The 25,423-nt window shown below is 61.6% G+C and carries 26 protein-coding genes; 13 read left to right on the top strand and 13 right to left on the bottom strand.

The features are described 5' to 3' along the window. The first annotated feature begins 28 nt into the window (after positions 1–28). The gene (locus M0654_RS18865; RefSeq protein WP_248684402.1) at positions 29–328 is read left to right on the top strand and encodes a hypothetical protein; all 300 of its coding nucleotides are present in this window, start codon (positions 29–31) and stop codon (positions 326–328) included. Positions 329–337: 9 nt separating this feature from the next. Here M0654_RS18865 and polA read toward each other — a convergent pair whose 3' ends face one another. Then, positions 338–3,331 carry a DNA polymerase I gene (gene polA / locus M0654_RS18860; protein ID WP_248684401.1) on the bottom strand — a complete coding sequence of 998 codons (2,994 nt, stop codon included), beginning with the start codon at positions 3,329–3,331 and terminating at the stop codon, positions 338–340. A 403-nt stretch (positions 3,332–3,734) separates the two neighbouring features. Between polA and M0654_RS18855 the strand changes: the two genes are divergently transcribed. Together M0654_RS18855 and M0654_RS18850 are read left to right on the top strand one after the other, a co-directional pair. Further along, positions 3,735–4,166, top strand: a complete 432-nt coding sequence (locus tag M0654_RS18855; RefSeq protein ID WP_248684444.1) for a MarR family winged helix-turn-helix transcriptional regulator — start codon at positions 3,735–3,737, stop codon at positions 4,164–4,166. 138 nt (positions 4,167–4,304) lie between these two features. Then, a complete protein-coding gene (locus M0654_RS18850) occupies positions 4,305–5,693 on the top strand; it encodes a dipeptidase (protein ID WP_248684400.1) in 1,389 nt (462 codons plus the stop codon). A 437-nt stretch (positions 5,694–6,130) separates the two neighbouring features. Here the strand turns inward: M0654_RS18850 and M0654_RS18845 are convergent, their stop codons facing one another. Beyond that, positions 6,131–6,340: a cold-shock protein gene (locus M0654_RS18845; RefSeq protein ID WP_118851708.1), complete on the bottom strand. Its 210-nt coding sequence runs from the start codon at positions 6,338–6,340 to the stop codon at positions 6,131–6,133. A 457-nt stretch (positions 6,341–6,797) separates the two neighbouring features. Between M0654_RS18845 and M0654_RS18840 the strand changes: the two genes are divergently transcribed. Then, a complete protein-coding gene (locus tag M0654_RS18840; RefSeq protein ID WP_248684399.1) occupies positions 6,798–7,286 on the top strand; it encodes a YbaK/EbsC family protein in 489 nt (162 codons plus the stop codon). Between the two features lie 25 nt (positions 7,287–7,311). On the opposite strand, the gene M0654_RS18835 is transcribed toward M0654_RS18840, so the two are convergent. From M0654_RS18835 to M0654_RS18810, 6 genes are all read right to left on the bottom strand, one after another. Next, positions 7,312–7,668, bottom strand: coding sequence for a hypothetical protein (locus M0654_RS18835; RefSeq protein WP_248684398.1), 357 nt, complete (start codon positions 7,666–7,668; stop codon positions 7,312–7,314). 118 nt (positions 7,669–7,786) lie between these two features. Further along, complete coding sequence (locus M0654_RS18830) at positions 7,787–7,999, bottom strand: hypothetical protein (protein ID WP_118851272.1); 213 nt, start codon at positions 7,997–7,999, stop codon at positions 7,787–7,789. A 289-nt stretch (positions 8,000–8,288) separates the two neighbouring features. Beyond that, on the bottom strand, positions 8,289–8,486 hold the full coding sequence (locus M0654_RS18825) for a hypothetical protein (protein WP_248684397.1): 198 nt from the start codon (positions 8,484–8,486) through the stop codon (positions 8,289–8,291). 140 nt (positions 8,487–8,626) lie between these two features. Beyond that, positions 8,627–8,833 (bottom strand): hypothetical protein, encoded by a 207-nt coding sequence (locus M0654_RS18820; RefSeq protein WP_248684396.1) that lies wholly within the window; start codon positions 8,831–8,833, stop codon positions 8,627–8,629. 94 nt (positions 8,834–8,927) lie between these two features. After that, entirely contained in the window at positions 8,928–9,110 is a 183-nt protein-coding gene (locus M0654_RS18815) for a hypothetical protein (protein ID WP_118851269.1), read from the bottom strand. A gap of 128 nt (positions 9,111–9,238) precedes the next feature. Continuing rightward, on the bottom strand, positions 9,239–9,412 hold the full coding sequence (locus tag M0654_RS18810; RefSeq protein WP_248684395.1) for a hypothetical protein: 174 nt from the start codon (positions 9,410–9,412) through the stop codon (positions 9,239–9,241). Between the two features lie 199 nt (positions 9,413–9,611). Here M0654_RS18810 and M0654_RS18805 point away from each other — a divergent pair, with 199 nt between their 5' ends. From M0654_RS18805 to dnaJ, 3 genes are all read left to right on the top strand, one after another. Continuing rightward, the gene (locus M0654_RS18805; protein WP_248684394.1) at positions 9,612–12,065 is read left to right on the top strand and encodes a transglycosylase domain-containing protein; all 2,454 of its coding nucleotides are present in this window, start codon (positions 9,612–9,614) and stop codon (positions 12,063–12,065) included. 197 nt (positions 12,066–12,262) lie between these two features. Then, on the top strand, positions 12,263–14,167 hold the full coding sequence (gene dnaK / locus M0654_RS18800) for a molecular chaperone DnaK (protein WP_118851266.1): 1,905 nt from the start codon (positions 12,263–12,265) through the stop codon (positions 14,165–14,167). 98 nt (positions 14,168–14,265) lie between these two features. Then, positions 14,266–15,393 (top strand): molecular chaperone DnaJ, encoded by a 1,128-nt coding sequence (gene dnaJ, locus M0654_RS18795; protein WP_248684393.1) that lies wholly within the window; start codon positions 14,266–14,268, stop codon positions 15,391–15,393. Between the two features lie 71 nt (positions 15,394–15,464). On the opposite strand, the gene M0654_RS18790 is transcribed toward dnaJ, so the two are convergent. Both M0654_RS18790 and M0654_RS18785 read right to left on the bottom strand, forming a co-directional pair. After that, positions 15,465–15,671, bottom strand: a complete 207-nt coding sequence (locus M0654_RS18790; RefSeq protein ID WP_118851264.1) for a SlyX family protein — start codon at positions 15,669–15,671, stop codon at positions 15,465–15,467. Between the two features lie 66 nt (positions 15,672–15,737). After that, positions 15,738–17,222 carry a globin-coupled sensor protein gene (locus M0654_RS18785; RefSeq protein WP_390920818.1) on the bottom strand — a complete coding sequence of 495 codons (1,485 nt, stop codon included), beginning with the start codon at positions 17,220–17,222 and terminating at the stop codon, positions 15,738–15,740. 309 nt (positions 17,223–17,531) lie between these two features. On the opposite strand from M0654_RS18785, the gene recF reads away from it, so the two are divergent. Genes recF through M0654_RS18770 form a run of 3 tightly spaced genes read left to right on the top strand, consistent with a single transcriptional unit; the run spans position 17,532 to position 19,964 of the window. Continuing rightward, positions 17,532–18,668 carry a DNA replication/repair protein RecF gene (recF, locus tag M0654_RS18780; RefSeq protein WP_248684391.1) on the top strand — a complete coding sequence of 379 codons (1,137 nt, stop codon included), beginning with the start codon at positions 17,532–17,534 and terminating at the stop codon, positions 18,666–18,668. Between the two features lie 43 nt (positions 18,669–18,711). Then, positions 18,712–19,494: a molybdopterin-synthase adenylyltransferase MoeB gene (gene moeB, locus M0654_RS18775; RefSeq protein WP_248684390.1), complete on the top strand. Its 783-nt coding sequence runs from the start codon at positions 18,712–18,714 to the stop codon at positions 19,492–19,494. After that, positions 19,491–19,964, top strand: coding sequence for a GNAT family N-acetyltransferase (locus M0654_RS18770; protein WP_248684389.1), 474 nt, complete (start codon positions 19,491–19,493; stop codon positions 19,962–19,964). Before moeB ends, M0654_RS18770 begins: the two co-directional genes overlap by 4 nt. 2 nt (positions 19,965–19,966) lie before the next feature. On the opposite strand, the gene M0654_RS18765 is transcribed toward M0654_RS18770, so the two are convergent. Then, positions 19,967–20,971 (bottom strand): 2-hydroxyacid dehydrogenase, encoded by a 1,005-nt coding sequence (locus M0654_RS18765; RefSeq protein ID WP_248684388.1) that lies wholly within the window; start codon positions 20,969–20,971, stop codon positions 19,967–19,969. A 153-nt stretch (positions 20,972–21,124) separates the two neighbouring features. Between M0654_RS18765 and M0654_RS18760 the strand changes: the two genes are divergently transcribed. Next, positions 21,125–21,661 carry an SH3 domain-containing protein gene (locus M0654_RS18760; RefSeq protein WP_248684443.1) on the top strand — a complete coding sequence of 179 codons (537 nt, stop codon included), beginning with the start codon at positions 21,125–21,127 and terminating at the stop codon, positions 21,659–21,661. An 18-nt stretch (positions 21,662–21,679) separates the two neighbouring features. On the opposite strand, the gene M0654_RS18755 is transcribed toward M0654_RS18760, so the two are convergent. Continuing rightward, positions 21,680–22,672, bottom strand: a complete 993-nt coding sequence (locus M0654_RS18755; protein ID WP_248684387.1) for an adenosine kinase — start codon at positions 22,670–22,672, stop codon at positions 21,680–21,682. Positions 22,673–22,902: 230 nt separating this feature from the next. On the opposite strand from M0654_RS18755, the gene M0654_RS18750 reads away from it, so the two are divergent. Then, the gene (locus tag M0654_RS18750; protein ID WP_248684386.1) at positions 22,903–23,847 is read left to right on the top strand and encodes an AEC family transporter; all 945 of its coding nucleotides are present in this window, start codon (positions 22,903–22,905) and stop codon (positions 23,845–23,847) included. 69 nt (positions 23,848–23,916) lie between these two features. Here the strand turns inward: M0654_RS18750 and M0654_RS18745 are convergent, their stop codons facing one another. Then, positions 23,917–24,495 carry a c-type cytochrome gene (locus tag M0654_RS18745; protein ID WP_118851257.1) on the bottom strand — a complete coding sequence of 193 codons (579 nt, stop codon included), beginning with the start codon at positions 24,493–24,495 and terminating at the stop codon, positions 23,917–23,919. 161 nt (positions 24,496–24,656) lie between these two features. Between M0654_RS18745 and M0654_RS18740 the strand changes: the two genes are divergently transcribed. Further along, positions 24,657–25,415: a 3-deoxy-manno-octulosonate cytidylyltransferase gene (locus M0654_RS18740; protein WP_248684385.1), complete on the top strand. Its 759-nt coding sequence runs from the start codon at positions 24,657–24,659 to the stop codon at positions 25,413–25,415. The last annotated feature ends 8 nt before the right edge of the window (positions 25,416–25,423 follow it).

Below are 25,423 nucleotides of genomic sequence, written 5' to 3'. Positions count from 1 at the left end.
CTTCTCCTGACACTTCAGAGGCGAGGCTATGACCGACACGACGCCGCAGGACGGGCAAACGGACAGGGCCAAAGTCGACCTTGAGGGGCGGGTGGTCGTGCTGGAAATAGTATCCATGACCGCCTTGGCGCTCGCCATGGATACTTCCGAAACCGCCGATGTCGACCATGCCCGCGGCATTGCCCGGCTGATCATGGAAACGGTGCACCAGCGCTGCGGCGAGCTGAAGATGCCGGATGAGGCAAGGCTCTCTGCCTGCTCCTATGCCGACGAACTGCTGTCGACGGCGATGCAGTCGCTTTACCCGGGCGCGCCGCAACAACACTGAGCCTTCAACTCAGTGCGCTTCGTCCCAGTTGCTCGCGGCACGCGCATCCACCTTCAGCGGCACACGCATGGCAATCGCCGGCATGGCGGCGTTCTCCATGGTCGAGATCACCACCGGCAGCGTCTCGTCGATCGCGTCGTCTTCCACCTCGAAGATCAGTTCGTCATGCACCTGAAGGAGCATGCGGGCTTTGTGCTGCAGCCCGGCTTTCGCCAGGGCGCCTTCCATCCTGACCATCGCACGGCGGATGATATCGGCCGCAGACCCTTGAATCGGCGCGTTGATGGCGGCGCGTTCATTGAAGGCACGCACCGACGGGTTGGACGACTTGATATCCGGGTAATGCGCACGCCGGCCGAAGATCGTCTCCACATAACCGTGCTCGCGGGCAAACGCCTTGGTGTTTTCCATGTAGTCGCGGATGCCCGGGAAGCGCTCGAAATACTTCTTGATGTAGTCGCCCGCTTCCGAACGTTCGATCGACAGCTGGTTGGCGAGCCCGAAGGCTGAAATGCCATAGATGATGCCGAAGTTGATCGCCTTGGCGCGGCGGCGCACTTCGCTCGGCATGCCTTCCACCGGCACGCCGAACATTTCGGATGCCGTCATGGCGTGAATGTCGACGCCATCGGCAAAGGCCTGACGCAGCGGCGGGATGTCCGCGACATGGGCGAGCACGCGCAGCTCGATCTGGCTGTAGTCGGCCGAGACGAGCTTGTGGCCCGGCGTCGAGATGAAGGCGGTGCGGATCTTGCGGCCTTCGGTCGTGCGGATCGGGATGTTCTGCAGGTTCGGCTCGACCGAGGACAGCCGCCCGGTCGTCGTCGAGGCGAGCGAATAGGAGGTGTGCACCCGCTTCGTCTGCGGGTGGACATAACCCGGCAGGGCATCGGTATAGGTGGACTTGAGCTTCGTCAGCTGACGCCAGTCAACGATCTTGCGCGGCAGTTCATGGCCGACGGCAGCGAGTTCCTCCAGCACCTGGGCGGAGGTCGACCACTGCCCGGTCTTGGTCTTTGCGCCACCCGGCAGCCCGAGCTTGCCGAACAGGATGTCGCCAAGCTGCTTTGGCGAGCCGATGGTGAACTTCTCGCCGGCCAGATGGTAGATCTCGTCTTCGATGGCGGCGGCGCGCTGCGCAAGCTCGCCGGACAGGCGCGACAGGATCTGCCGGTCGATGGTGATGCCGCGCTCTTCCATTTCAGCAAGCGTCGCCAGCATCGGCCGTTCCAGCCGCTCGTAAACCCGCGTCAGCCGCTCGGCCACAAGCCGCGGCTTCAGCACAAACCACATGCGCAGCGAAAGATCTGCCTTCTCCGCGGCATAGGTCATGGCGCGCTCGATATCGACCATGTCGAAAGCAAGCCCCGCCTTGCCGCTGCCTGCCACTTCCTTGAAGGTCATCGGCACATGGCCGAGCCATCGCTCCGACAGCGAGTCGAGCGTCTGGCCGCCCTTGCCGGCCTCCAGCACGTAGGACATCAACATCACGTCATCGTAGCTCTGGACGACGATGCTGTAGCGCTTCAGCAGAAGGTAGGCGAATTTCATGTTGTGGCCGACCTTGAGAACCGACGGGTCCTCGAGCACGATCTTCAGCCGGTCCAGCGCCTCTTTCATCGACAGCTGGTTTTCCGCCAGACCGCCCCCCAGAAGATCGCCGTCTCCGGTCTTGTGCCCCAGCGGCAGATAAGCGGAGCGAATTTCGCCGCCAGCCGGGGTATGGGCGTTGTCCGGCAGCCCGAGCGAAATGCCGGCAAGCTCCGCCTGCATCGGGTCGATGGATGCGGCCTCGGCATCGAAGGCCAGCACACCGGTTTCGTAAGCAGCACGTATCCAGTCGTCGAGCACCTCGACATCACGGATGGTGATGTAGCAGGACTTGTCGATCTTGGCGGTCGCGTAGAAATCAGCACGCGCCTGTGCGAGATCGGCGGGCCGCGCCTCTCCTACGATAACGCTGCCGGCCGCTGCCGGTTTTCCGTTGCTCGCCGGTGCCGAAGCGTTCGCCGCCGAAGCCTCGCCGGCCGGTGCCGGTGCATCAAGATCCGGGCCATGGGCTGCACCGCCCCATTCGACCTCGACCACCGCCGCATCGATCTCGTCGGCATTGCAGTCGCAGGCCGCCGCGACACGACGGGTCAGCGTGCCAAAGCCCATCGCCTTCAGGAAGCCGATCAGCTTCGGGCCATTCTGCGGCTCCAGGATCAGCCCCTCAAGGTCAACGTCGAGCGGCACGTCGGTTCGCAGTTGCACCAGCCGGCGCGACAGCCGCGCCTGCTCGGCATGCGCGATGATGTTCTCCCGCCGTTTGACCTGCTTGATCTCGCCGGCGCGCTCCAGCAGCGTGTCGAGATCGCCGAATTCTTCCAGAAGCTGGGCCGCCGTCTTCGGACCAATGCCGGGAATGCCCGGCACGTTGTCAACCGAGTCGCCGACCATGGCCTGCAGGTCGATCATCTTTTCCGGCGGCACACCCCATTTTTCGATGACATCCGGCACGCCGATCTGCTTGTCCTTCATGCTGTCGTACATGTGGACGTTCGGCGTCACGAGCTGCATCAGGTCCTTGTCGGAGGAGATGATGGTGACGTCCGCGCCGATCGCTTCGGCCTGGCGCGCATAGGTGGCGATGATGTCGTCGGCCTCGAAGCCTTCGGTCTCGATGCACGGCAGGTTGAAGGCGCGTGTCGCCTCCCGGATCAGACCGAATTGCGGAACGAGCTCCTCGGGCGGCGCCGAACGGTTCGCCTTGTAGCTATCGTAGAGGTCCTTGCGGAAGGTCTTGGCCGAATAGTCGAAGATCACGGCGAAATGCGTTGGCGTCACGCCGACCGAGGTATCACGCGCATCCGTCAACAGCTTCCACAGCATGTTGCAGAAACCCGACACGGCGCCCACCGGCAGGCCATCTGATTTGCGGGTCAGCGGTGGCAGTGCGTGGAAGGCCCGAAAGATGAAGCCGGAGCCGTCGACGAGGAAGAGGTGATCACCTTTTTTCATGGGCAGAAGCAATAACGTCCAGCCGCTGATCCGTCCATGAAAACTTGCTTGCGCAAGGCCTCCGGCTCTCACCGGAACGTTACCGATTTGTAATAGAGCATTCCCTTGAAAAGCCCCATTTGGCCCCACAAATCAGCAGTACCGGCGCCTGATCACGCCGCAGTCTGGAAGCTGGCCTGTCCCCCGCCGCGCCAGACCGGGCAAAGGCCTATCCCCCTCTCCGGGCCTTTGTCCATCAATCGAACCGCCATGGCCGATTCCCCTCCCGGTCATGGCGGTTTTTGTTTGGCCGCGCCGACGGATTTACCATGGCGAGCACGCAGGCTTGGCGAAAGCACCGCCTGCAATATATCGTTTCCTCAGCGTCCAGCTTTGGTTCGCTCAAGGAGGATGAGTCGACGTGATGGGGTTCGACCGCGCGCATTCCCCGACATATCTTGCCAGACAACTGGCCAAGAGCTTTTCCCGGTCCCTTCAGAAGCGAGCCACCGCACTTGGCTTTTCTCCGGGACAGTTTCCCGTGCTTCTCGAACTCTGGCAGCAGGACGGCCTTACCCAGAAGCAGCTTCTCGACAAGCTGGAGGTGGAGCAGGCAACGCTTGCCAACACGCTGGCGCGCATGGAGCGCGACCGCCTCATCGAACGCACGCCACATCCTTCTGACCGCCGAGCGCAGATCATCCGGTTGACGCAGCTCGGGCGCAATCTCGAAGCGCGCGCGCTGGAAGCGGCACAAGAGGCGGATGCTGCGATGTTTGCCGGCTTCAAGCGTTTCGAGCGCGAGTTGATGATCGAGTATATGCGCATGATCATCGACAACGCCCGCAAGCTCTAGCCGCGGCCGCGACCAAAGTTCTTCGATTTCAAGTGTTCAAAGCCGGCAGGGCTTGATAACACATCCTAAGCCCGCACAGCGGACGCGCCGGCTCCCTGCCGGCTGGATGACATCATCTTTTCGCAGTCAGGATTCTCCATGACCGATCTTTCTTCCGTCCTTTCCCGCGCCGACCAGAATCTCGACGCCAGCATCGAACGCCTCTTCGAACTCCTGCGGATCAAGTCCATTTCGACCGACCCCGCCTTCAAGAACGATTGCCGCCAGGCGGCAGAATGGCTCGTCGCCGATCTCACCGCACTTGGTTTCGAAGCCTCCGTTCGCCAGACCGCCGGCCATCCGATGGTTGTGGGCCATTATCCCGGACCGAGCGCCGATGCGCCGCATGTCCTGTTCTACGGCCACTACGACGTGCAGCCGGTCGACCCGATCGAGCTTTGGGAAGACGATCCTTTCGACCCGAAGATCAAGGATCTCGGCAATGGCCGTAAGGTGCTGACCGGCCGCGGATCGGCAGACGACAAGGGCCAGTTGATGACCTTCGTGGAGGCCTGCCGCGCCTACAAGGACGTGCACGGCCATCTGCCGGTGCGAGTCACCGTGCTGTTCGAAGGCGAGGAAGAGTCCGGATCGCCGTCGCTGAAGCCCTTCCTCGACGCCCATGCCGATGAGTTGAAGGCCGATTATGCGCTGGTCTGCGATACGGGCATGTGGGATGCCGATACGCCGGCAATCACCGCCTCGCTGCGCGGCCTCGTTGGCGAAGAGATCATCGTGACCGCTGCCAATCGCGACCTTCATTCGGGCATGTATGGGGGCGCTGCAGCCAACCCGATCCAGATCCTCTCGAAGATCCTCGCCGGCCTGCATGATGAAACAGGGCGCGTGACGGTTGAAGGTTTCTACGATGGCGTGGAAGAAACGCCATCCAACATCAAGTCGGCTTGGGACAACCTGACCGGCGGTCGCAATGACTTCCTCGGTGAAGTCGGCCTGTCGGAACTGGCGGGTGAAAAGGGCCGTTCGATGCTTGAACTGCTCTGGGCGCGCCCAACCTGCGAAATCAACGGCATCAACGGCGGGTATACCGGCCAGGGCTTCAAGACGGTGATTGCGTCGAAGGCCTCGGCCAAGGTCTCGTTCCGGCTCGTGGGCCAGCAGGACCCGGCAAAGATCCGCGAGAACTTCCGCGCCTATGTACGCTCGAAGATGCCGAAGGACTGCACGGTCGAGTTCCTCGAACACGGCAGCTCGCCGGCGCTGCAGCTCGGCTACGATTCACCGGTGCTGACGAAGGCAAAGACGGCGCTGTCGGAGGAATGGGCAAAGCCCGCTCTGGTCATCGGTTCTGGCGGATCGATCCCGATCGTCGGCGACTTCCAGAACCTGCTTGGCATGGAATCGCTTCTCGTCGGCTTTGGGCTCAGCGACGACGGCGTTCACTCCCCGAACGAGAAGTATGACCTGAAGTCCTTCCACAAGGGCATCCGCTCGTGGATCCGCATCATGGCAGCGCTGGCCGCCTGAGGCTTCCATCTCTCAGCCTGGCCGGTCCGCGGCCAGGTTGAGGGGAAGCCAGAAAAACAAAAGGCCGGGGCAAGCCCGACCTTTCAGTCCCCGATCATTGGTGCCAGTACATCCGTGGTCACTCGAGATGGGATAAGCATTTCCGGCGCGGCCGCTTCAAATCGAAAACGACTCATGCGGCTCTAGCAGTCATCGTCTCTCCGAAAGGTTAACATTCCGTAAACGCGGATATGTCACCTGCTTCAAGACGGCACGGTCTCCCGTATTTGCCGTTACCTATGACCCGATCAGCATTTCTGTCCTCAAGCCTCAGGTGCGCCGGAAACGCGACTGAACCCTAAATGGGGATGGGTCCACCCCTTTACAAGAGGAAGATCTCCAAACGAAGAAAAGGCCGGACGAGCCGGCCTTTTCGAAGAACTTGGGATCAAGAATGATCAAGCAGCCTGAAGATGGTCTGCCGAAACCTTGCCCGAACGCTTGTCGGTTACGAGCTCGTAGGAGAGCTTCTGGCCGTCCTTGAGCTGGCCCATGCCAGCGCGCTCAACAGCGGAGATGTGAACGAAAACGTCCTGTGCGCCATCATCCGGCTGAATGAAGCCATAACCCTTGGTTGCGTTGAACCACTTTACAGTACCGGTCGCCATAACGATGCCTTTCATGCAAATAAGACCGACTTGTTCCGCGCAGTCGCCTGCGAGAAACGGTGAGTTTCGTATTTGAAGAAAGATCGTCGCTGACGCGGGAAGCGTGTCGTGCTGGCTTATCAAACAAATATCGATGCGAAATCATCTAGGCTGACGACGTGCAAACGTCAAGATGCAGCGCCTCTCGGTGAGGTGCCTCTCGTCAGTCCCGGACAAAGAGAAAGCCCGGCGCGGGAGGAGGAGCGCCGGGCTTTCGATACTGACCAACAACCGGGAGGAGGAGGTGTTGCTGGTCCCATCGGAGGCGCTGGGAGGAGGAGTGCGCCTGTCGATGAGTTGACTATATAGGAGCACGGCTTAAAAAACAGTCAAAATTTCGCACTGCAGCAATGCGTTTTCTGCATAGGTAGAAGAAGAGGGGCTTGCGAGACGCGCAAGGCTCGGCCATCTTGCCACCATGAGCCTTGAATCCGTTCGCACTTTCTTCTCCCTCAAAGCCCCTGAGATCGACGTCATCGTCACCGAACAGAGTTCGGCGACCGTCCAGCTTGCCGCCGAGGCGCATGGAGTGGACGCAGACCAGATCGCCAAGACCATCTGCCTGCGCGCAGGCGATGAAACCATGCTGGTGGTGATGTCCGGCATGAGCCGGCTTGATAACCGCAAGTTCCGCGACCGTTTCGGACCGAAGCCGCGCATGCTCGGCGGCGATGAAGTCGTGGCGCTGACGAGCCATCCGGTGGGCGGGGTCTGCCCGTTTGGCCTGGCGACACCGCTGCCGGTTTATTGTGACGTGTCGCTGAAACGCCATGCGATCGTTGTGCCGGCCGCCGGGGCAATCAATGCTGCTGTGCGCATCGCGCCGGACCACATGGCTGAACTGACCGGCGCCGTCTGGATCGATGTGGCCCAGGAACAGGTCGCCGTCAGCGATACGCCCGCGTGAAGCGTATCGCTGCAAGGCATCATTTTCAGAAACGATCTGTGAGGTAGCGGCGGTACCAGGCCTGCTTGCTTTCGGCAGAGGCACTCGCCACAACGTACCCGATCGCAAAGCCGATTGCGCCGATCAGCGTGAACAGGGTGGTCGTTGCAGCCGGGTGTTCGCGCACGGTGCCAGCCACGGACGCGGCTTCGCTCTGCACATAGCTCGCCGCCGTGCCGGCACGTTCGGACAACCGCTCATAAGCCTTGCCGCCCTTTTCAGCCAGAAGCTCGCGCAGGTTGGCGATCTCGGTGCGGAGCGTCGCGATCTCGTTGCTGACATCGTCGTCATAGGACGAACCGGATCCAACAGGGGTCTTCATATCTTTCACGGGCTCTGCCATGCGGGCCTCCTTCGGGGTTGATCGAGAGTTCGGTCAATTCCCGAAGGAACGATATGTTCCTTTTGGATGTTTGGCGTGTAGCGCTGTACCCGCCTGTGGCAGATGAAAGCCGGAAAAACTAGCGGCTGCTGACAAGCGCGGCAGCAACGGCCGCAAGCTTTTCCTCGTCGTCCTTGCCCTTCTGGAGGGAGTTGACGAGGATCAGCGCCAGCGCCTCGGCATCCGGGCTGGTCTTGTCGATCTGATGTTCCTGGCAGGCGCGGTCGAAGACCTGCTGCAACAAGGTAAGTTGTTCGGGATTGACCGGATTCCGTACCAACTGCGTAGGCATACATCCTCCCGATCTTGTAAAGCCCGATCGGCAGACTATTGCTGCTCCTTTCGCACCGATACCTTTACTCCCAGTACCGGCACAGGTCGAAGTTCGGTACAGCCGAGCCACAACCTCCCGAGGCCTTTCGACGACAGGTCGCTACACTCTGATCATTAACAAATAGTTTAGCAACAATAACTTTAGAGGGGTACAATATAGGGGTGGAAGCAACTCGGCTTCTACCTATGCGACCGTTCTGGCAAGCAGGGAGAGCCCCCTGCGCGAGGGCTCCCGAAAGACTTGAAAATCAGGCCATACCGGCCGGGTCACCGATCGGCAGGAGGGCCGGATTGAGCGTCGGATCCTGCGGGTTCTTGCTGTCGCCTGGGTCCTGGGCCGGCGTCAGCGGCGGCTTTTCCTGGACCCGATCCGGGATGCCGCCTTCGGGCTGTGGCCCGCGTGGCGTTTCGGAACCGGGATTGGGTAGCGGATCGCGATTGGGCATGCGTCATCTCCCTTGGTTGAACAGAACCAACGGGCTTGGCCGCGAAGGGTTCCTTTCCCAAGGGTCGTGCCGCAGCGCAGCCAAAATACTTCGGCTGTCACATCCAGGGATGCCCGCGCCGCGGACGGCGCGGGTCATACTCAGTCGCTGACGCGTGTTTCGCTCTTCAGGCGATCACGCTTCAGAAGGACGACCTTCTCGGCAGATTTTTCATCGGACTTGGTGACGCTGGCGGTGGTGACTTCCTTGTCCACCTTGGCAGAGGCCGTGACGTGGCCGGCGCAATCCGCAAGAGCAGCGGACGACGTGAACCCGAGAACGGCGGCGATTGCGAGAAATGTCTTCATGTCATTCTCCTTCGCTTCGGTTGCGGGTGGGAGAATAACCGGTAATGCCGAAAATACTAAATCACGAATACGCGTCCCGGCTGCCAGCCAGCCGTTACATCAACTTCGACAAATCTTCGCGGCTGATGAATATATCCGTCTTGCCTGCCTCATGCGCCGGATGACTGAACTCGAACTTCACCCGCTCCGGCATTTCCAGAGCCTGCTTGATGTTCACCAGTCCGACAGGCACGCGCTGTCCGTCATTGAAGACGACCGCCTCCACGATCTTGATCATTTCCTACCTCCTCCAGGCAGAACCTGCGAAAAACGGAACGTTTCTCCCACCCGATTCCGTTTTTTCTAAGGTAGAGAATGCCTCGGCTTGAAGCTTGTCAAGCAAATGCTCATGTACGAGCTAGGTACTTAATGCAGGTCGAGCGGTAGCTGGATCCCCTTCGGGATGCTCGGACGACGCTGGTTGGCGATCTGGATCCTCTCGAACACCTTGCGCCGGCGCTCGGCCTCTGCCTCGCGCAGCGCCTTGGATGCCGCAACCGCGGCCATGGCACGCTCGATCACTTGTGCGGCTCTGCTCATCAGCACCTCCATATGTTCTCTGTTTGTTCTCATATCTGAGGATGGAGGTCAAGTGTTTCAAGCACGGCGTGCATATAGCGTTGCTTTACGCCTCCTTAAATCGCCGCATTTACAGTCCAACCAATGACTTGGGCGGAGTAATCGAGACGGAACTGCTTCTCGCGAGCAGGTAAAGGACGAACGGGGGCATGCCGGCTTAATGGCGCCAAGAGGCAAATCAGACAGACGCGTCGAACCATCGTTCGAAGGTTCGCGGGATAGCAGCGATTTCCGGATCGATGCCGACGAGCGCATCGTCGGCAACGGCCGTCCGGTCAAGCGCGCGCCCAAACAGGCGTCTGAGGAGCCGCCTCCACGGTCTCGCGGCAAGAAGGCGCGGCGTGCTCGCAAAAGCGGCGGCCTGTTCGGTCCGATCCGCCGGCTCATTTATTGGTGTTTCGTGCTGGGCATCTGGGCCGGGATCGGCGTCGGCGGGCTTGTGCTCTATTACGGGGCGCAGATGCCGGCTGCCAGCACCTGGGCGATCCCGGACCGGCCGCCGAACATGAAGATCACCGCCATCGACGGCTCGGTTATTGCCAACCGCGGCTCCACCGGCGGCGAGGCCTTGGCGCTCGAAGAGATGTCGCCTTACCTGCCACAGGCGGTCATCGCCATCGAGGACCGGCGTTTCTATTCGCATTTCGGCGTCGACCCCTTCGGCCTGGCGCGCGCCTTCGTCAACAATCTCACGGGCCAGCCGATCCAGGGCGGCTCCACCATCACCCAGCAGCTGGCGAAGAACCTCTTCCTCTCCCCGGAGCGCACCTTCGAGCGCAAGATCCAGGAAGTGCTGCTGTCGTTCTGGCTGGAGACGAAGTTCACCAAGGAGCAGATCCTGGCGATGTACCTGAACCGGGTCTTCTTCGGCTCGAATGCTTATGGCGTCGAGGCGGCCTCGCGGCGTTACTTCAACAAGTCGGCGCGCGACGTGAACCTTGGCGAGGCGGCGACGCTCGCGGGTCTCCTGAAGGCGCCGTCGCGCCTGTCCCCGGCACGCGATCCGGAAGCGGCGGAAGCCCGCGCCCAGGTGGTGCTCGGCGCCATGCGGGAAGAAGGTTTCGTTACCGACAGCGATTTGAAGACGGCCATGTCGCAGCCGCCAGCGAAGGCCAAGAGCTACTGGTCGGGCGCGCAGCATTATGCCGCGGACATGGTGATGGACGAGGTCAAGACGCTGATCGGCGAGCCCAAGGCCGATGTCGTGGTCGAGACCACCATCGATCTTCGCTTGGAAGAAGCTGCCGAGAAGGCGCTCAACACCATCCTGACAAAGGAAGGCGCCAAGCTTAACGCTTCGCAGGCCGCCCTTGTCTCGGTCGATGCGACAGGCGCCATCCGCGCTGTCGTCGGCGGGCGTGATTATGCCCAGAGCCAGTTCAACCGCGCCGCCAAGGCGAAGCGCCAGCCGGGCTCCGCCTTCAAGCCGTTCGTGTATGCCGCAGCGCTCGAGGCTGGTGCCCTTCCGGACACTGTGATGAACGACGCGCCGGTCAAGATCGGCAACTGGTCGCCGGAAAACTACGACCAGAAGTTCCGCGGACCCGTCACCATCGCCTCGGCGTTGGCGCAGTCTCTGAACACGGTGGCGGCGCAACTTGCCAACCAGGTCGGTCCCGACAAGGTCGTGAGCCTTGCGCACCGCCTTGGCATCGATTCCGAGATCCAGCCGAATGCCTCGATCGCGCTCGGCACGTCGGAAGTCTCGCTCGTCGAGCTCACCGCATCCTATGCCGCCTTCATGAACGGCGGCTACAAGGCGACACCGCATATCGTCAAACGCATCAGCGACATGGACGGCAAGGTCCTTTACGAGGCTGACTATACCAATCCGCCGCGCGTGCTGAGCGAGCCGGTGGCGGCCACCATGAACAGCATGATGAACCGCGTCATCAACGAAGGCACCGGCAAGGCCGCCAGGATCGATGGCTGGCAGGCAGCCGGCAAGTCCGGCACCACTCAGTCCTTCCGCGATGCGCTATTTGTCGGTTACACGAGCATCATGACCACCGGGATCTGGTTCGGCAACGACGACGGCGCCTATATGAAGAAGGTGACCGGCGGCGGCCTGCCTGCCAAGGCCTGGAAGGACTACATGACGGTTGCGATGAAGGGCTATTCGCCGACGCCGCTGTTCGGCACCGGCCGCAGCCTCGAGCTTCCGCCACCGGCTCCTGTCGAACAGCAGCCCGAACAATCGATCGGCGATTTCCTGTCCGGCATCCTGCCCGGCGGCGGCACGCGCCGCAACGAGCCGGCACCGGACGGATATCCACCGGCGCCGCCGCGCCCTGTCCAGGGTTCCGCCTCAATCGAGCCGCCCGTTTCACGCAACCGTGCCGCCCCTGCCCCGGCTCCCGTTTACCCGGATGAGCCGGGCTACCAGGCGCGCCCGGAACCCAACTATCGCCGCACCTATGGCGACGTCGTGCCGCCCGCCGATGTGGGTGGCCGCCGGGACTATCGCGAGTATCGCGGACCCTATGACGCACCCGTGCCGGTGGCGCCTGCAGGTGCCCGTCGCGGGCCCATTCCGCCGGGCGAAGTCGGGGTCGTCGACAACTATCCCGAGGGGCGTCGCACCACGCTTTTCGACATCCTGATGGGCGAATAGAAGATTTCCCGCAAAGCCCGTGCGCGAGTCGCTTTATTTGCTGAACTGCAAGCGATTTCCCGCCTTGCAGTCGCAAAAACCCATCCTTATATACGCCGCATACCGCAGCCGATGCTGCGAAAACCATCCCAGTCGAGGAACTGTCAAAGGAATGCCTTCAAGGGGTTCTGGCGGTTCGCTTAAAGGAGAGAGAAGAAATGGCTAAAGTAATTGGCATCGACCTCGGCACCACGAACTCCTGCGTCGCTATCATGGACGGCAAGGATGCCAAGGTGATCGAGAACGCTGAAGGCGCACGTACCACGCCTTCCATGGTCGCATTTACCGATGATGGCGAGCGCCTCGTCGGCCAGCCGGCAAAGCGCCAGGCTGTTACCAACCCCACCAACACGCTGTTTGCTGTCAAGCGCCTGATTGGCCGTCGCTACGAAGATCCGACCGTTGAAAAGGACAAGGGTCTTGTTCCGTTCGAGATCGCCAAGGGCGACAACGGTGATGCGTGGGTCAAGGCACAGGGCAAGCCCTATTCGCCTGCACAGATTTCCGCGATGATCCTTCAGAAGATGAAGGAAACCGCCGAGTCCTACCTCGGTGAAAAAGTCGAGAAGGCCGTCATCACCGTTCCGGCTTACTTCAACGACGCGCAGCGCCAGGCAACCAAGGATGCCGGCCGCATCGCCGGTCTTGAAGTGCTGCGCATCATCAACGAGCCGACGGCAGCCGCTCTCGCCTACGGTCTCGACAAGAAGGACGGCAAGACGATCGCCGTTTACGACTTGGGTGGTGGTACCTTCGATATTTCGGTTCTCGAAATCGGCGATGGCGTCTTCGAAGTGAAGTCGACCAACGGCGACACCTTCCTCGGCGGTGAAGACTTCGACATGCGTCTCGTCGAATACCTCGCATCCGAGTTCAAGAAGGACAACGGCATCGACCTGAAGAACGACAAGCTCGCCCTGCAGCGCCTCAAGGAAGCTGCGGAAAAGGCCAAGATCGAACTGTCGTCCTCGCAGCAGACCGAAATCAACCTGCCGTTCATCACGGCTGACGCTTCCGGTCCGAAGCACCTGACGCTGAAGCTGACCCGCGCCAAGTTCGAAAGCCTGGTTGACGATCTGGTCCAGCGCACCGTTGCTCCGTGCAAGGCAGCGCTCAAGGATGCCGGCGTCACCGCAGCTGAAATCGATGAAGTGGTTCTTGTCGGCGGCATGAGCCGCATGCCGAAGGTCCAGGAAGTCGTCAAGCAGTTGTTCGGCAAGGAGCCGCACAAGGGCGTCAACCCGGACGAAGTGGTTGCCATGGGCGCTGCCATCCAGGGCGGTGTTCTCCAGGGCGACGTCAAGGACGTCCTGCTTCTCGACGTGACCCCGCTGTCGCTCGGCATCGAAACGCTCGGTGGCGTCTTCACCCGCCTGATCGACCGCAACACGACGATCCCGACCAAGAAGTCCCAGGTCTTCTCGACTGCCGAGGACAACCAGCAGGCCGTGACGATCCGCGTGTCGCAGGGCGAGCGTGAAATGGCAGCCGACAACAAGCTGCTTGGCCAGTTCGACCTCGTCGGCATTCCGCCGGCACCGCGCGGCATGCCGCAGATCGAAGTCACCTTCGACATCGACGCCAACGGCATCGTGCAGGTTTCGGCCAAGGACAAGGGTACCGGCAAGGAACAGCAGATCCGTATTCAGGCGTCTGGCGGTCTGTCTGATGCCGAGATCGAAAAGATGGTCAAGGATGCCGAGGCCAACGCCGAAGCTGACAAGAAGCGTCGTGCTGCCGTTGAAGCCAAGAACCAGGCCGAAAGCCTCGTTCACTCGACCGAGAAGTCTCTGAGCGAGTACGGCGACAAGGTAACCGAGGCCGACCGCAAGGCCATCGAGGATGCGATCGCATCGCTGAAGGCTGCCGTTGAAGCATCCGAGCCGGATGCCGACGACATCCAGGCGAAGACGCAGACCCTGATGGAAGTCTCCATGAAGCTTGGTCAGGCTATCTACGAAGCCCAGCAGGCTGAAGGCGGTGCTTCTGCCGAAGGCGGCAAGGACGATGATGTCGTCGACGCCGACTACGAAGAAGTCAAGGACGACAAGAAGTCTGCCTGATCGCCGGCTGTCTGATGGCTTTAGTTCTGAACCATAGTTGACTTAAGTAATCCGGCTGCCATCGTGCAGCCGGAATCCTTTCCGGAGCCGGTTACCTGATGGCAAAAGCAGATTTTTACGAAACGCTGGGTGTCGGCAGATCCGCTGACGAGAAGGAGCTGAAAAGCGCCTTCCGTAAGCTGGCCATGAAGTATCATCCGGACAAGAACCCGGGTGATGCGGAAGCCGAAAAGAAGTTCAAGGAGATCAACGAGGCCTACGAGACCTTGAAGGATCCCCAGAAGCGTGCAGCCTATGACCGCTTCGGCCACGCCGCATTCGAGCATGGCGGCATGGGTGGTGGCGGCGGCTTCTCGGCCGGCGCTGGCGGCTTCTCCGACATCTTCGAAGACATCTTTGGCGAAATGATGGGTGGCGGACGTGCACGCCGGTCTACCGGTGGACGCGAACGCGGCGCCGACCTTCGCTACAACATGGAAATTACGCTGGAAGAAGCCTTTACCGGCAAGACGGCGCAGATCCGGGTTCCGACCTCGATCACCTGTGACGTCTGTTCCGGTTCGGGCGCCAAGCCCGGCACGCAGCCCAAGACGTGCGGCACCTGCCAGGGCTCCGGTCGCGTACGCGCTTCGCAAGGTTTCTTCTCGGTGGAACGCACCTGTCCGACCTGCCATGGTCGCGGCCAGACGATCACCGATCCCTGCACCAAGTGCCATGGCCAGGGCCGCGTGACGGAAGAGCGTTCGCTGTCGGTCAACATCCCGGCCGGCATTGAGGACGGCACCCGCATTCGCCTGCAGGGCGAAGGCGAAGCCGGCACTCGCGGCGGACCTGCAGGGGACCTCTACATCTTCCTGTCGGTAAAACCGCACCAGTTCTTTCAGCGCGACGGAGCCGACCTTTATTGCGCCGTGCCGATCTCCATGACGACGGCCGCCCTGGGCGGTACCTTCGACGTGGCGACGCTCGACGGCACCAAGTCACGCGTGACGGTGCCGGAAGGGACCCAGCCCGGCAAGCAGTTCCGCCTGAAGGGCAAGGGCATGCCGGTGCTGCGTTCGTCGCAGACGGGTGACCTCTATATCCAGATCCAGATCGAGACGCCGCAGAAGCTCACCAAGCGGCAGCGCGAACTGCTTCAGGAGTTCGAGGAAATCTCGTCCAAGGAAAACAATCCGGAATCAACGGGCTTCTTTGCCCGGATGAAGGAATTCTTCGACAGCTAGGCTGCCGACAGAGCCACCTACAAACAAAAAACGCCGGCCCTCGTGGCCGGCGTTTCTCGTTTGTGGGTGGCTCAGTAGTGCGGTGGCCGGGTAATCGGCGGCGCATCGAGCGATGCTTCTTCGAGCGTGAGGAACCGCTCCGTCAGCCGATCGAGTTTTGCCCGCATCTGCTCGACCACCTTCCATTGTTCGGCAAGCTGGTCGGACAGTTCCTCGATCACCTTGGCCTGGTGGGCGGCCAGTTCCTCGAGCCGTATCAGTCTGTCTTCGTCAGTCATGACCGTTGAACCTCCTTGCACTGCCGCTTCTTAATCAGTGGCAAGCGCAAGGTCCATGCGTCAAGCTCAGGCGATGAGCCGCGGGCGTTCTTCGCGCACGGCCCGGACCGTCGACCGCGTCTTGAAGCGGCCAAGCAGCGACGCCAGGCGGCGGCTGATGCCGACGAGGCTTTCGGTCGAGGCATTGGTTTCTTCCATCAGCGCGGCGTTCTGCTGGGTGATCTGGTCCATCTCACGGACAGCCGCATTGATCTCGCCGATGCCGGAGGCCTGCTCCTGCGCCGAACGGGCAATCGAGCTGATGTGCTCGTCGATCGACTTCACCCGCTGGCCGATGCCGACAAGTGCCTCGCCGGTGCGGTTGACGAGATCGACGCCGCGTACGACGTCGGCCGACGAACGGTCGATGAGTTCCTTGATCTCCTTGGCCGCCGCAGCCGAGCGCTGCGCCAGTTCGCGAACTTCCTGGGCAACGACCGCAAAGCCCTTGCCCTGGTCGCCGGCGCGCGCAGCTTCAACACCGGCGTTCAGTGCGAGCAAGTTGGTCTGGAAGGCGATCTCGTCGATGACGCCGATGATCTGGTTCATCTTCTGCGAAGACTGCTCGATCTCGCCCATGGCGGCAACGGCCTGCTGGACGACTTCGCCGGAGCGAACGGTGTCGGACGCGGATTCGCGCACGATCGTCTGGACCTCGCGGGTTCGCTGGGCGGACTGGGTCGAGATGGTGGTGATCTGCTCGAGCGCGGCGGCGGTCTGCTCAAGTGCCGACGCCTGCTGTTCGGTGCGCTTGGCCATGTTGTTTGTGGCAGACGATATGCCGCCGGCTTCGGCGCGCACCTGCTCTACGGACGCGTTGATTTCGCGCATCGCAGCGTCGAGCTCGGCGAGCGAGGAGTTGTAGTTTTCCTTCAGCTTGGTGAATTCCGGCGCAAGCTGCGCCCAGAGTTCGGCCGTGAGATCGCCGTCCGCGAGGCTGCGGAGCGCTGCATCGATCGCGGCAACTGCCGTTGCCTGCTCCGACTGCACCCGATGACGTTCGGCTTCCACGCGCTGGCGTTCCTCATTCAGCGCATCGAGATAAACCGAGATGCTGTAATCGACGTCGACCAGCGCCGCCTTGACGATGGCCGTCACCTGCTCGGACAGCACCTTGCCCTTCTTCTCATGAAAGAAGCCTTTCATCTCGTTGGCGATGACGGCGCGGATGAGCCCGTCGAGCACGACGGAATAGCCGCCGATATACCAACGCGGTTCGATCCCGAGGCGGGCGTGCACCTTGCCGATAGCGGTGACGCCTTCGACATAATTGGCTTCATACTTGCCGGAGCTGATCTTTTCCCAGTGCTGGGCCTGCTTGCTCTTGGCATGCGCGATATGAGCGTCGCTCGAGAAGAACTTGCTCGTATGCGGATGCGCCTTGACCTTGCGGTAGAAGACGTCGAGCGCGCTGTCGGCCGCCTGCTTGACGATCGGCTGGATCGCGGCGAGCTGACGCCGCTGCTCCGGACCGATGCCTGCAAATTCAAGACGGTCGTCGAGGTCGTTCATACGGTTCTGGTCGCTCAAGGCTACCCCCTTGTCAGATTATTTCCACATGGCGGTCTGCGATGAGATGCATGGTGGGTGATGTGACACATCTAGCAATCGGCCTTTAACGTGCTGTTAGTCACCACCCCTATTTTCTCACTAACGACAAATTGGCATTGATCTTTTTGACGCTGGCTTCGTAGCCGCGCCTCAGAATCAACCCCGTCGTCCTCCGGTCCTTGAGTGCAATATTCACCCCGAAAACCGATGCGCGCTTGCCATCCGGGCCTGGAGCCCTTAGCTCCTGCTGCAACGAACCCAAGATACCTGATGGCGCAGAAGACCTCCCTTTCCCGGCTGAAGCTCACCGACTTTCGCAACTATGCGCACGCCGCGCTGGCGCTCGACGGGCGGCATGTGGTGCTGACCGGGGAAAATGGTGCCGGCAAGACCAACCTTCTTGAAGCGGTCTCCTTCCTGTCGCCGGGACGGGGCCTTCGCCGTGCTGTGCTGGCCGATGTCACGCGGGTAGGCGCGCCGGGCGGTTTCACCATCTTTGCCGATCTCGACGGCATGGAAGGGGAAGTTGCGGTCGGTACAGGCATCGAACCGAACGAGAGCGAGACGGTATCGCGCAAGCTGCGCATCAACGGCACGCCAGCCAAATCCACCGAAGAGATCTCCGATCATCTGAGCGTATTGTGGCTGACGCCGGCGATGGACGGGCTCTTCACCGGCCCCTCCGCCGATCGCCGTCGTTTCCTCGACCGGCTCGTCCTTTCGCTCGACCACGGCCATGGTCGCCGCGCCGGCGATTTTGAGCGCGCCATGCGCAGCCGCAATCGCCTGCTCTCGGAAGGCCGGTTCGACCCCGCCTGGCTTTCGGCGATCGAGGCGCAGATGGCGGGCCTTGGTATCGCCATGGCGGCCGCACGGCATGAGATGCTGGGTCTGCTGCGCCGGCTTTCGGCCGGCAGCGGCGACACCCCCTTCCCCACCCCTGTCCTGGCGCTGGAAGGCTTCCTCGATGGCGCCATGGATCGCCCGGCGGCCGATCTCGAGGAGGAATACCTGGAGATGTTGCGCACCAGCCGCGGCCGCGATGCCAGCGCCGGACGCACGCTCGATGGGCCACACCGCTCCGACCTTCTCGTGCGCCACCGCGAGAAGGACATGGACGCAGCGCGCTGCTCGACCGGCGAGCAGAAGGCCCTGCTGATCGGGCTTGTGCTCGCACATGCGCGCCTGACGGCCGACATGACCGGTTATGCGCCAATCCTGCTTCTGGACGAGATCGCCGCCCATCTCGACGAAGGACGACGCGCCGCGCTCTTCGACCTCGTGCATGGGCTTGGCGGCCAGGCCTTCATGACCGGCACCGATCGGCACATGTTTTCCGCCCTTGCCGACCGCGCACAGTTCTTCACCGTCGCGCATGGCGGCATAACCGCCGAGCCTTCTGCCTGATTTCCGCCTTACGCGGCCATGGGCGTGGTGTTATGCTCCCCCCATGGAACATGAGACAGCCGCACCGCTCGACCAGCAGGAGATCGAGCGTTATCGCCGCCACATCCTGCTGCCGGAGATCGGCGGCACCGGCCAGCAAAAGATGAAGAACGCCCGCGTGCTGGTGATCGGCGCCGGCGGGCTTGGCGCACCCATTCTCGAATATCTTGCGGCCGCCGGCATCGGCACGCTCGGCATCATCGATGACGACCGGGTATCGCTCTCTAACCTGCAGCGTCAGGTCATCCACGATACGGGAACCCTGGGTGAGATGAAGACGAGGAGCGCGCGCGAGGCAATCGTCCGGCTCAATCCGCATGTCCGGGTGATCGACTTCGAGGAGCGCTTCTCGCTCGACTGGGCGGCCCAGCACCTGAAGCGTTTCCACCTGCTCATCGATGGCTCAGACAATTTCGACACCCGATACAGTGCTGCCGATGCGGCGGAAGCGGCGCGTATCCCGCTGGTGACGGGTGCCGTCGGCCGCTTCGACGGCTCGCTCACCGTGCTGAAGCCATATGAAACCAATGCGACCGGTGACCTTTATCCGGCCTATCGCGACCTTTTTCCCGAAAAGCCACCGGAAGGGCTCATCCCGTCCTGTGCAGAGACCGGCATTGTCGGCGCGCTGACGGGCGTCATCGGCACGTTGATGGCGATGGAAGCAATCAAGCTCGTCACCGGCATCGGGGAGCCGCTGCTTGGCCGACTGCTACTCTATGACTCTCTGTCCGCCCGCTTCGACACCATCAAATACAAACGCAATGCCAGGGCCGCGGCAGAATGATCGACATCGTCCGGATTGATGAAAGCTTCAGCCGCTGGAACGAGTTGCTGGCGCTCATCCTGTCCTCCTTTGCCTATATGGAGGGCGTCATCGACCCGCCGTCTTCGGCGACCCGCCTGACGCTGGCGGCCCTCGCCTACAAGGCCCGGGACGAGATCGCCTTCATTGCCGTGGAGGGTGAGCGGCTGGTCGGCTGCATCTTCTGCAGACCGGAGCCGGAATCGCTTTACGTCGGCAAGTTTGCAGTCTCCCCGTCGCACCAGGGCAAGGGGATCGGTGCAAAACTGCTTGCCGTCGCTGAAGAGGTGGCGCGCGAAAAGAGCCTCCCCCGGCTGCGTCTCGAAACCCGCATCGAGCTCACCGGCAACCACGCAACCTTCACACGCTGGGGCTTCGTCAAGACGGCGGAAACGAGCCATCCAGGCTTTACCCGCACCACGACGATCGAGATGCAGAAACCGCTCGCCTGACCTCAGTTACGGCCCGGCAGGACGCGGTTTGGCGGCCGGTGGCCGTCGAAGAAGGTGCGGATGTTGATGATCACCTTGTCGCCCATGTCGATGCGGCCTTCGATCGTGGCCGAGCCCATATGCGGCAGCAGCACCACCCGGCCTTCCTTGGCAAGCTTGACAAGCTTCGGATTGACCGCCGGCTCGTTCTGGTAGACGTCAAGACCGGCGCCGGCGATCTTGTGGTCGCGCAACAGTTGGATCATCGCTGCTTCATCGATGATGTCGCCACGGGCCGTGTTGACGATGATAGAGGTCGGCTGCATCAGCGCCAGCCGGCGGGCTGACAGGAGATGGAAGGTCGCCGGCGTTGAGGGGCAATTGACCGAAACGATGTCGACGCGGGCCAGCATCTGGTCGAGGCTGTCCCAGTAGGTCGCTTCCAGCTCTTCCTCCGTCTGCGGGCTTACGCGCTTGCGGTTGTGGTAGTGGATCGAAAGCCCGAAGGCCTTGGCGCGTCGCGCGACAGCGGTGCCGATACGGCCCATGCCGACGATGCCGATGCGCTTGCCCCAGATCCGCCGACCGAGCATCCAGGTCGGGCTCCAGCCGTCCCACTCGCCCGGCTTGTCGGTCAGGATCCGCGATCCTTCGGCGAGCCGACGGTTGACCGCCAGAATCAGCGCGAGCGTCATGTCGGCCGTGTCTTCGGTCAGCACGTTGGCGGTGTTGGTGACGGTGATGCCCTTTCGCGCCGCCGCCTCGATGTCGATATGGTCAAACCCGTTGGAGAAGCTTGCGATCAGCTTCAGCTGCGGCCCGGCTTCATCGATCAGCGACTCGTCGATACGGTCGGTCACCGTCGGCACCAGCACGTCGGCGGTCTTCACCGCGGCCAGCAGTTCATCACGCGAGCGGGGCGTGTCGTCGATGTTGAGCTCAGCCTCAAACAGTTCGCGCATGCGGGTTTCGACCGCATCCGGCAGCTTACGGGTAATGTAGACCTTGGGTTTTTTCTTCGCAGTCATGAGCTCTGTTATCTGACGCCTTTTAGGAGGTCCTTAACCAAGTCGCGCGATAGTTCGACGATCCAGGGCGTTTTCTACCAGACCCGTCGGCGAAGACAAACAAAACCTCGCGGGTTTCGGAAAGCCCAGATGGACAAGCCGGACCTGATCATCATGCGCCAACTCATTCTCCGTTGCCTTCTTGCCCTCACCTTCGGTCTCACCGTCGCCCTCCCGGCCGCGCCCGTTTTCGCACAGGGTGCCAAGGGTGCGAGCGGTCTGCCGCTGCCCCGATTTGTCAGCCTGAAGTCCCGCAAGGTGAACATCCGCATCGGCCCGAGCACCGATTACCCGGTTGCCTGGATGTATATGAAGTCCGGCACGCCGATGGAAATCATCCAAGAATACGAAAACTGGCGCCGCGTGCGCGATGCCGACGGCACCGAAGGCTGGGTCAACCAGGCGCTTCTTTCCGGCGAGCGGACGGCCGTTGCAGCGCCCTGGATGCGCAGCAAGGGAACGGACATCTATGTCAACCTGCGGCGCGACCCGCAAAGCACCGCCGCGGTGGTCGCCAAGCTGCAGCCCGGCGTGGTCGTTCAACTCGACGAATGCAATGGTGACTGGTGCCGCGCGCAAGCGAACGGCACCAAGGGCTGGGTTTCCCAGGCCGAGATCTGGGGCGCCTATCCCGGCGAGGCGTTCAAGTAAGTCCTTTGGATGGAGGCCTCAAATGAGACCTTTTTCCTTTGCGGCATCCTTCAGCGAAATCTGCGGCCGCGGGCCGATCTGCTGGATAACGATGGCGGCTGCGAGGCAACCGAGCTTGCCGCAATCTTCCAGCGAACGGCCCTGTGTATAGCCATACAGAAAGCCGGCCGCAAAAAGGTCGCCGGCGCCGGTGGTGTCGACAAGTTCCTCGATCGGATAGGCAGAAACCTGCAAGCGCTCGTCGCCCCGCAGGATGACGGCACCTTCTTCGCTCATCGTTACCGCGGCCAACTTGCAGTCCTGGGCGATCTTCTTCAGCGCCAGTTCGAAATCATCCGTTTCGTAAAGCGAAAGCGCTTCCTGTTTGTTGGCAAACACGATGTCGACTGTGCCGGAGCGCATCAGGTCCAGGAATTCGGCGCGGTAACGCCCGACGCAGAAGGCGTCCGACAAAGTCATCGAGACTTCGCGGCCATGGGCATGGGCAATGCGGGCAGCTTCGCGGATGGCTTCCTTGGCGCGCGGCGGATCCCAAAGGTAACCTTCAAAATAGGTAACCTTGGCATTGGCCACCACGTCGTCCTCGACGTGCTCCGGCCCCAGATCGACGCAGGCGCCGAGATATGTGTTCATAGAGCGCTCGCCATCGGGTGTCACGAAGATCATCGAGCGCGCGGTGGGCGGGTTGTCGCCTTGCGGCTTGGTCTCGTAATACACGCCCTGGGCGCGGATATCGTGCTGGAAGATCTCTCCAAGCTGGTCTTCTGCGACCTTGCCGAAATAGGCAGCCTTGCCGCCAAGGCTCGCGAGGCCCGCTGCGGTATTGCCGGCCGAACCACCAGAGGCTTCGATCGCCGGACCCATTTTCGAGTAGAGAAGTTCGGCGCGCTCGGCATCGATCAGGTTCATCGCGCCCTTGGTGATGGCGTTCTCGCTCAAGAAGCTGTCGTCGCAGCGGGCGAGAATATCGACGATGGCATTGCCGATGGTGAGCACGTCAAATTTGGACATCCGGTTGTGATCCGTCTCTTCGAGTTTCAAGTCGAAGGAACGGGTAAACCCCTTTTCCGTGCAGTGGAAGAAAAAATTACTCCTGCGGTAGATCGGGAGAAACAGCGCGTTGCCAGGCCTTTCGCGACATGGCGGCTGAGCACCGCGTCACCCCCATTGCAGCAAATGCATTTGTCGGCTGGGACGGCATGCGTTAAGCGCATGGAAACACCGCCAGTGAAAGCGCGCCCTTGTCTACCGTCTTCGTGAATGTCGTTCCCGTCTTCATCCTGATTCTGATCGGGTGGCTGACCTCCAAATCCGGGGTGCTGCGGGAGGGAACGGGCGACGCGCTGAGTGAGTTCGTCTTCAAGATCGCCGTGCCGATGCTGATCTTCCGAACGTTGGCCGATGCGCATTTCGAGGGCGTTTCGCCATTCAAGCTCTGGATCGCCTATTTCGCCGGCGTCGCATTTACCTGGACGGTCGGGCACCTGATGGCGACGCGGCTCTTCAAGCGGGATGCCAAGGTTGGCGTCATCACCGGCATGTCGGCCTCCTTTGCAAACAACGTGTTCATCGGCCTGCCGTTGGTAGACCATGTGGTCGGCAAGGATGGGCTGGTGGCGATTTCGATCCTGCTCGCCATCCACTTGCCGCTTATGATGATTGCCGGCACGATCCTCATGGAAGGTGCGGCGGCAAAGGTCGATGGAGGGGCGAAACGCAGCGTCGGCGCGATCGTCAAGCAGGTGGTTGTGAACCTCGCGCAAAACCCGCTGATCATGGCGATGATTGCCGGCCTTGCCTTCAACTTCGCGCAGATTTCGCTGAACCCGGCGATCAGCATCGTTGTTACCCAGCTGGCGAGTGCTGCAAGCCCGGTCGCCCTCATCTCAATCGGCATGGCGCTGACGCGCTACCAGATCCGCGGCGACCTTGGCCTTTCCGGTGCAAGCTCGGTGCTGAAGCTCGTGCTGCTTCCGGCCGTCGTGTTTGTCGTCAGCAAGGTGATGGGCCTGCCGCAGGACTGGTCGGCCGCACTTGTCCTCACCTCCTCGGTTCCAACCGGCATCAATGCCTGGCTGATCGCGCAGCGCTTCCGCTCGGGCCACAGCACGGCTGCTTCGGTGATCGGCATCACCACGGCGATCGGTGTCGTGACAGTGAGCTTCTGGGCCTGGTTGCTGAGCTAGCCCCTTCCACCTCAGCGCATGAAAAAAGCCCGGACAATGCCGGGCTTTTCATCTGGAATGTTCTGGCGATCAGTTGGTCGCCGGTGCCGGAGCTTCGGCATTCGGATCCGGAAGCGGAACCGGGCTGTCGGCCTGTTCGCGAAGGTAAGCGATCAGGTTGGCGCGCTCGGTGTCGTTCTTGAGGCCTGCGAAGCCCATGGCCGTGCCCTTGATGTAGGCCTTCGGCGCGGTGAGGAACTTGTTCAGGTGATCGAAGGTCCACTTTTCCTCGCCGCCCTTGGAGAAATCCTTCATGGCAGCAGAATAGGCGAAACCTTCATGCGAGGCGACCGGACGGTCTACAACGCTCCAGAGATCCGGACCAACCTTGTTCGGGCCGCCCTTCTCGATGGAGTGGCAGCTCTGACACTTCTTGAAGACGTTGGCGCCTGCGGCAGCATCGGCATTGGCAAGAAGCTGGGCAACCGGAACGGCTTCCGCAGCCGGAGCGGCTTCACCGCCCGCGGGTTCTTCCTCTGCAACAATGGCAAAGCCAGGCTTTTCCGGAACTTCCGAATGGAAAATGCCCTCCGAGGCAATGGACACCGACATCATGACGAAGACCGTTGCAAGCAGGGCGCCTGCCGCCATGTTTGTATAGGAATTCATCCGCAACCGCTCCTTAGCAACCGCGCCACACGCTTTGACGCGCAGGCGGACCATCTTGAAATTGCGCGGAACCTATGTCTTTTGCATGCCTGTTGCAACACGATTATCGCTCCGTCCGTGAGACTTTTTGACACTGTCGGGACCTGCGAAGAGGGGCCTCCATGAAGAATACGGCTTTTGACCGGACGCTGGTGCTTATCCCGGCCCGTATGGCCTCCACGAGACTGCCCGGCAAGCCGCTTGCCGACATTGCGGGCCTGCCGATGATCGTGCAGGTGGCCAAGCGTGCAGAGGAAGCGCAGATCGGCCGAATCATCGTGGCTGTCGACCATCAGGACGTGTTCGACGCGGTGTCTGCGGCGGGCTTCGATGTCGTGATGACGCGGGCCGACCATCAGTCCGGGTCCGACCGGATCTTCGAGGCGGTCCAGAAGGCCGATCCCGAGGCGAAGATGGAGTATATCGTCAACGTGCAGGGCGACCTGCCGACGATCGAACCGGAAGCGGTGCGCGCTTCGCTTCGGCCGCTGCAGGACGATCCGGCGACCGATATCGCAACGCTGACCGTCGAGATCACCGACGAACACGAAAAGACCAATCCGAATGTCGTGAAGGTCGTCGGTTCGCCGCTTTCGCCGACGCGGCTCAAGGCGCTGTATTTCACCCGCGCCACTGCACCCCACGGCAACGGGCCGCTCTACCACCATATCGGTCTTTATGCCTATCGCCGCGCCGCGCTTGAAAAATTCGTGTCGCTTGGGCCGTCTGCGCTCGAAAAGCGCGAATCGCTTGAACAGCTTCGGGCGCTTGAGGCCAGCATGCGCATCGACGTTGAGATCGTTGACTCGGTGCCGCTCGGTGTCGATACTCCGGCCGACCTTGAGAAGGCGCGCGTCATCCTGTCGTCCCGCGCCTCGTAGCGAACTCC

Source organism: Neorhizobium turbinariae (assembly GCF_023223505.1).
GTDB classification, from domain to species: domain Bacteria; phylum Pseudomonadota; class Alphaproteobacteria; order Rhizobiales; family Rhizobiaceae; genus Neorhizobium; species Neorhizobium turbinariae.
The sequence above is the reverse complement of the archived record's forward strand: the minus strand, read 5'-3'. Positions and strand labels throughout refer to the sequence as shown.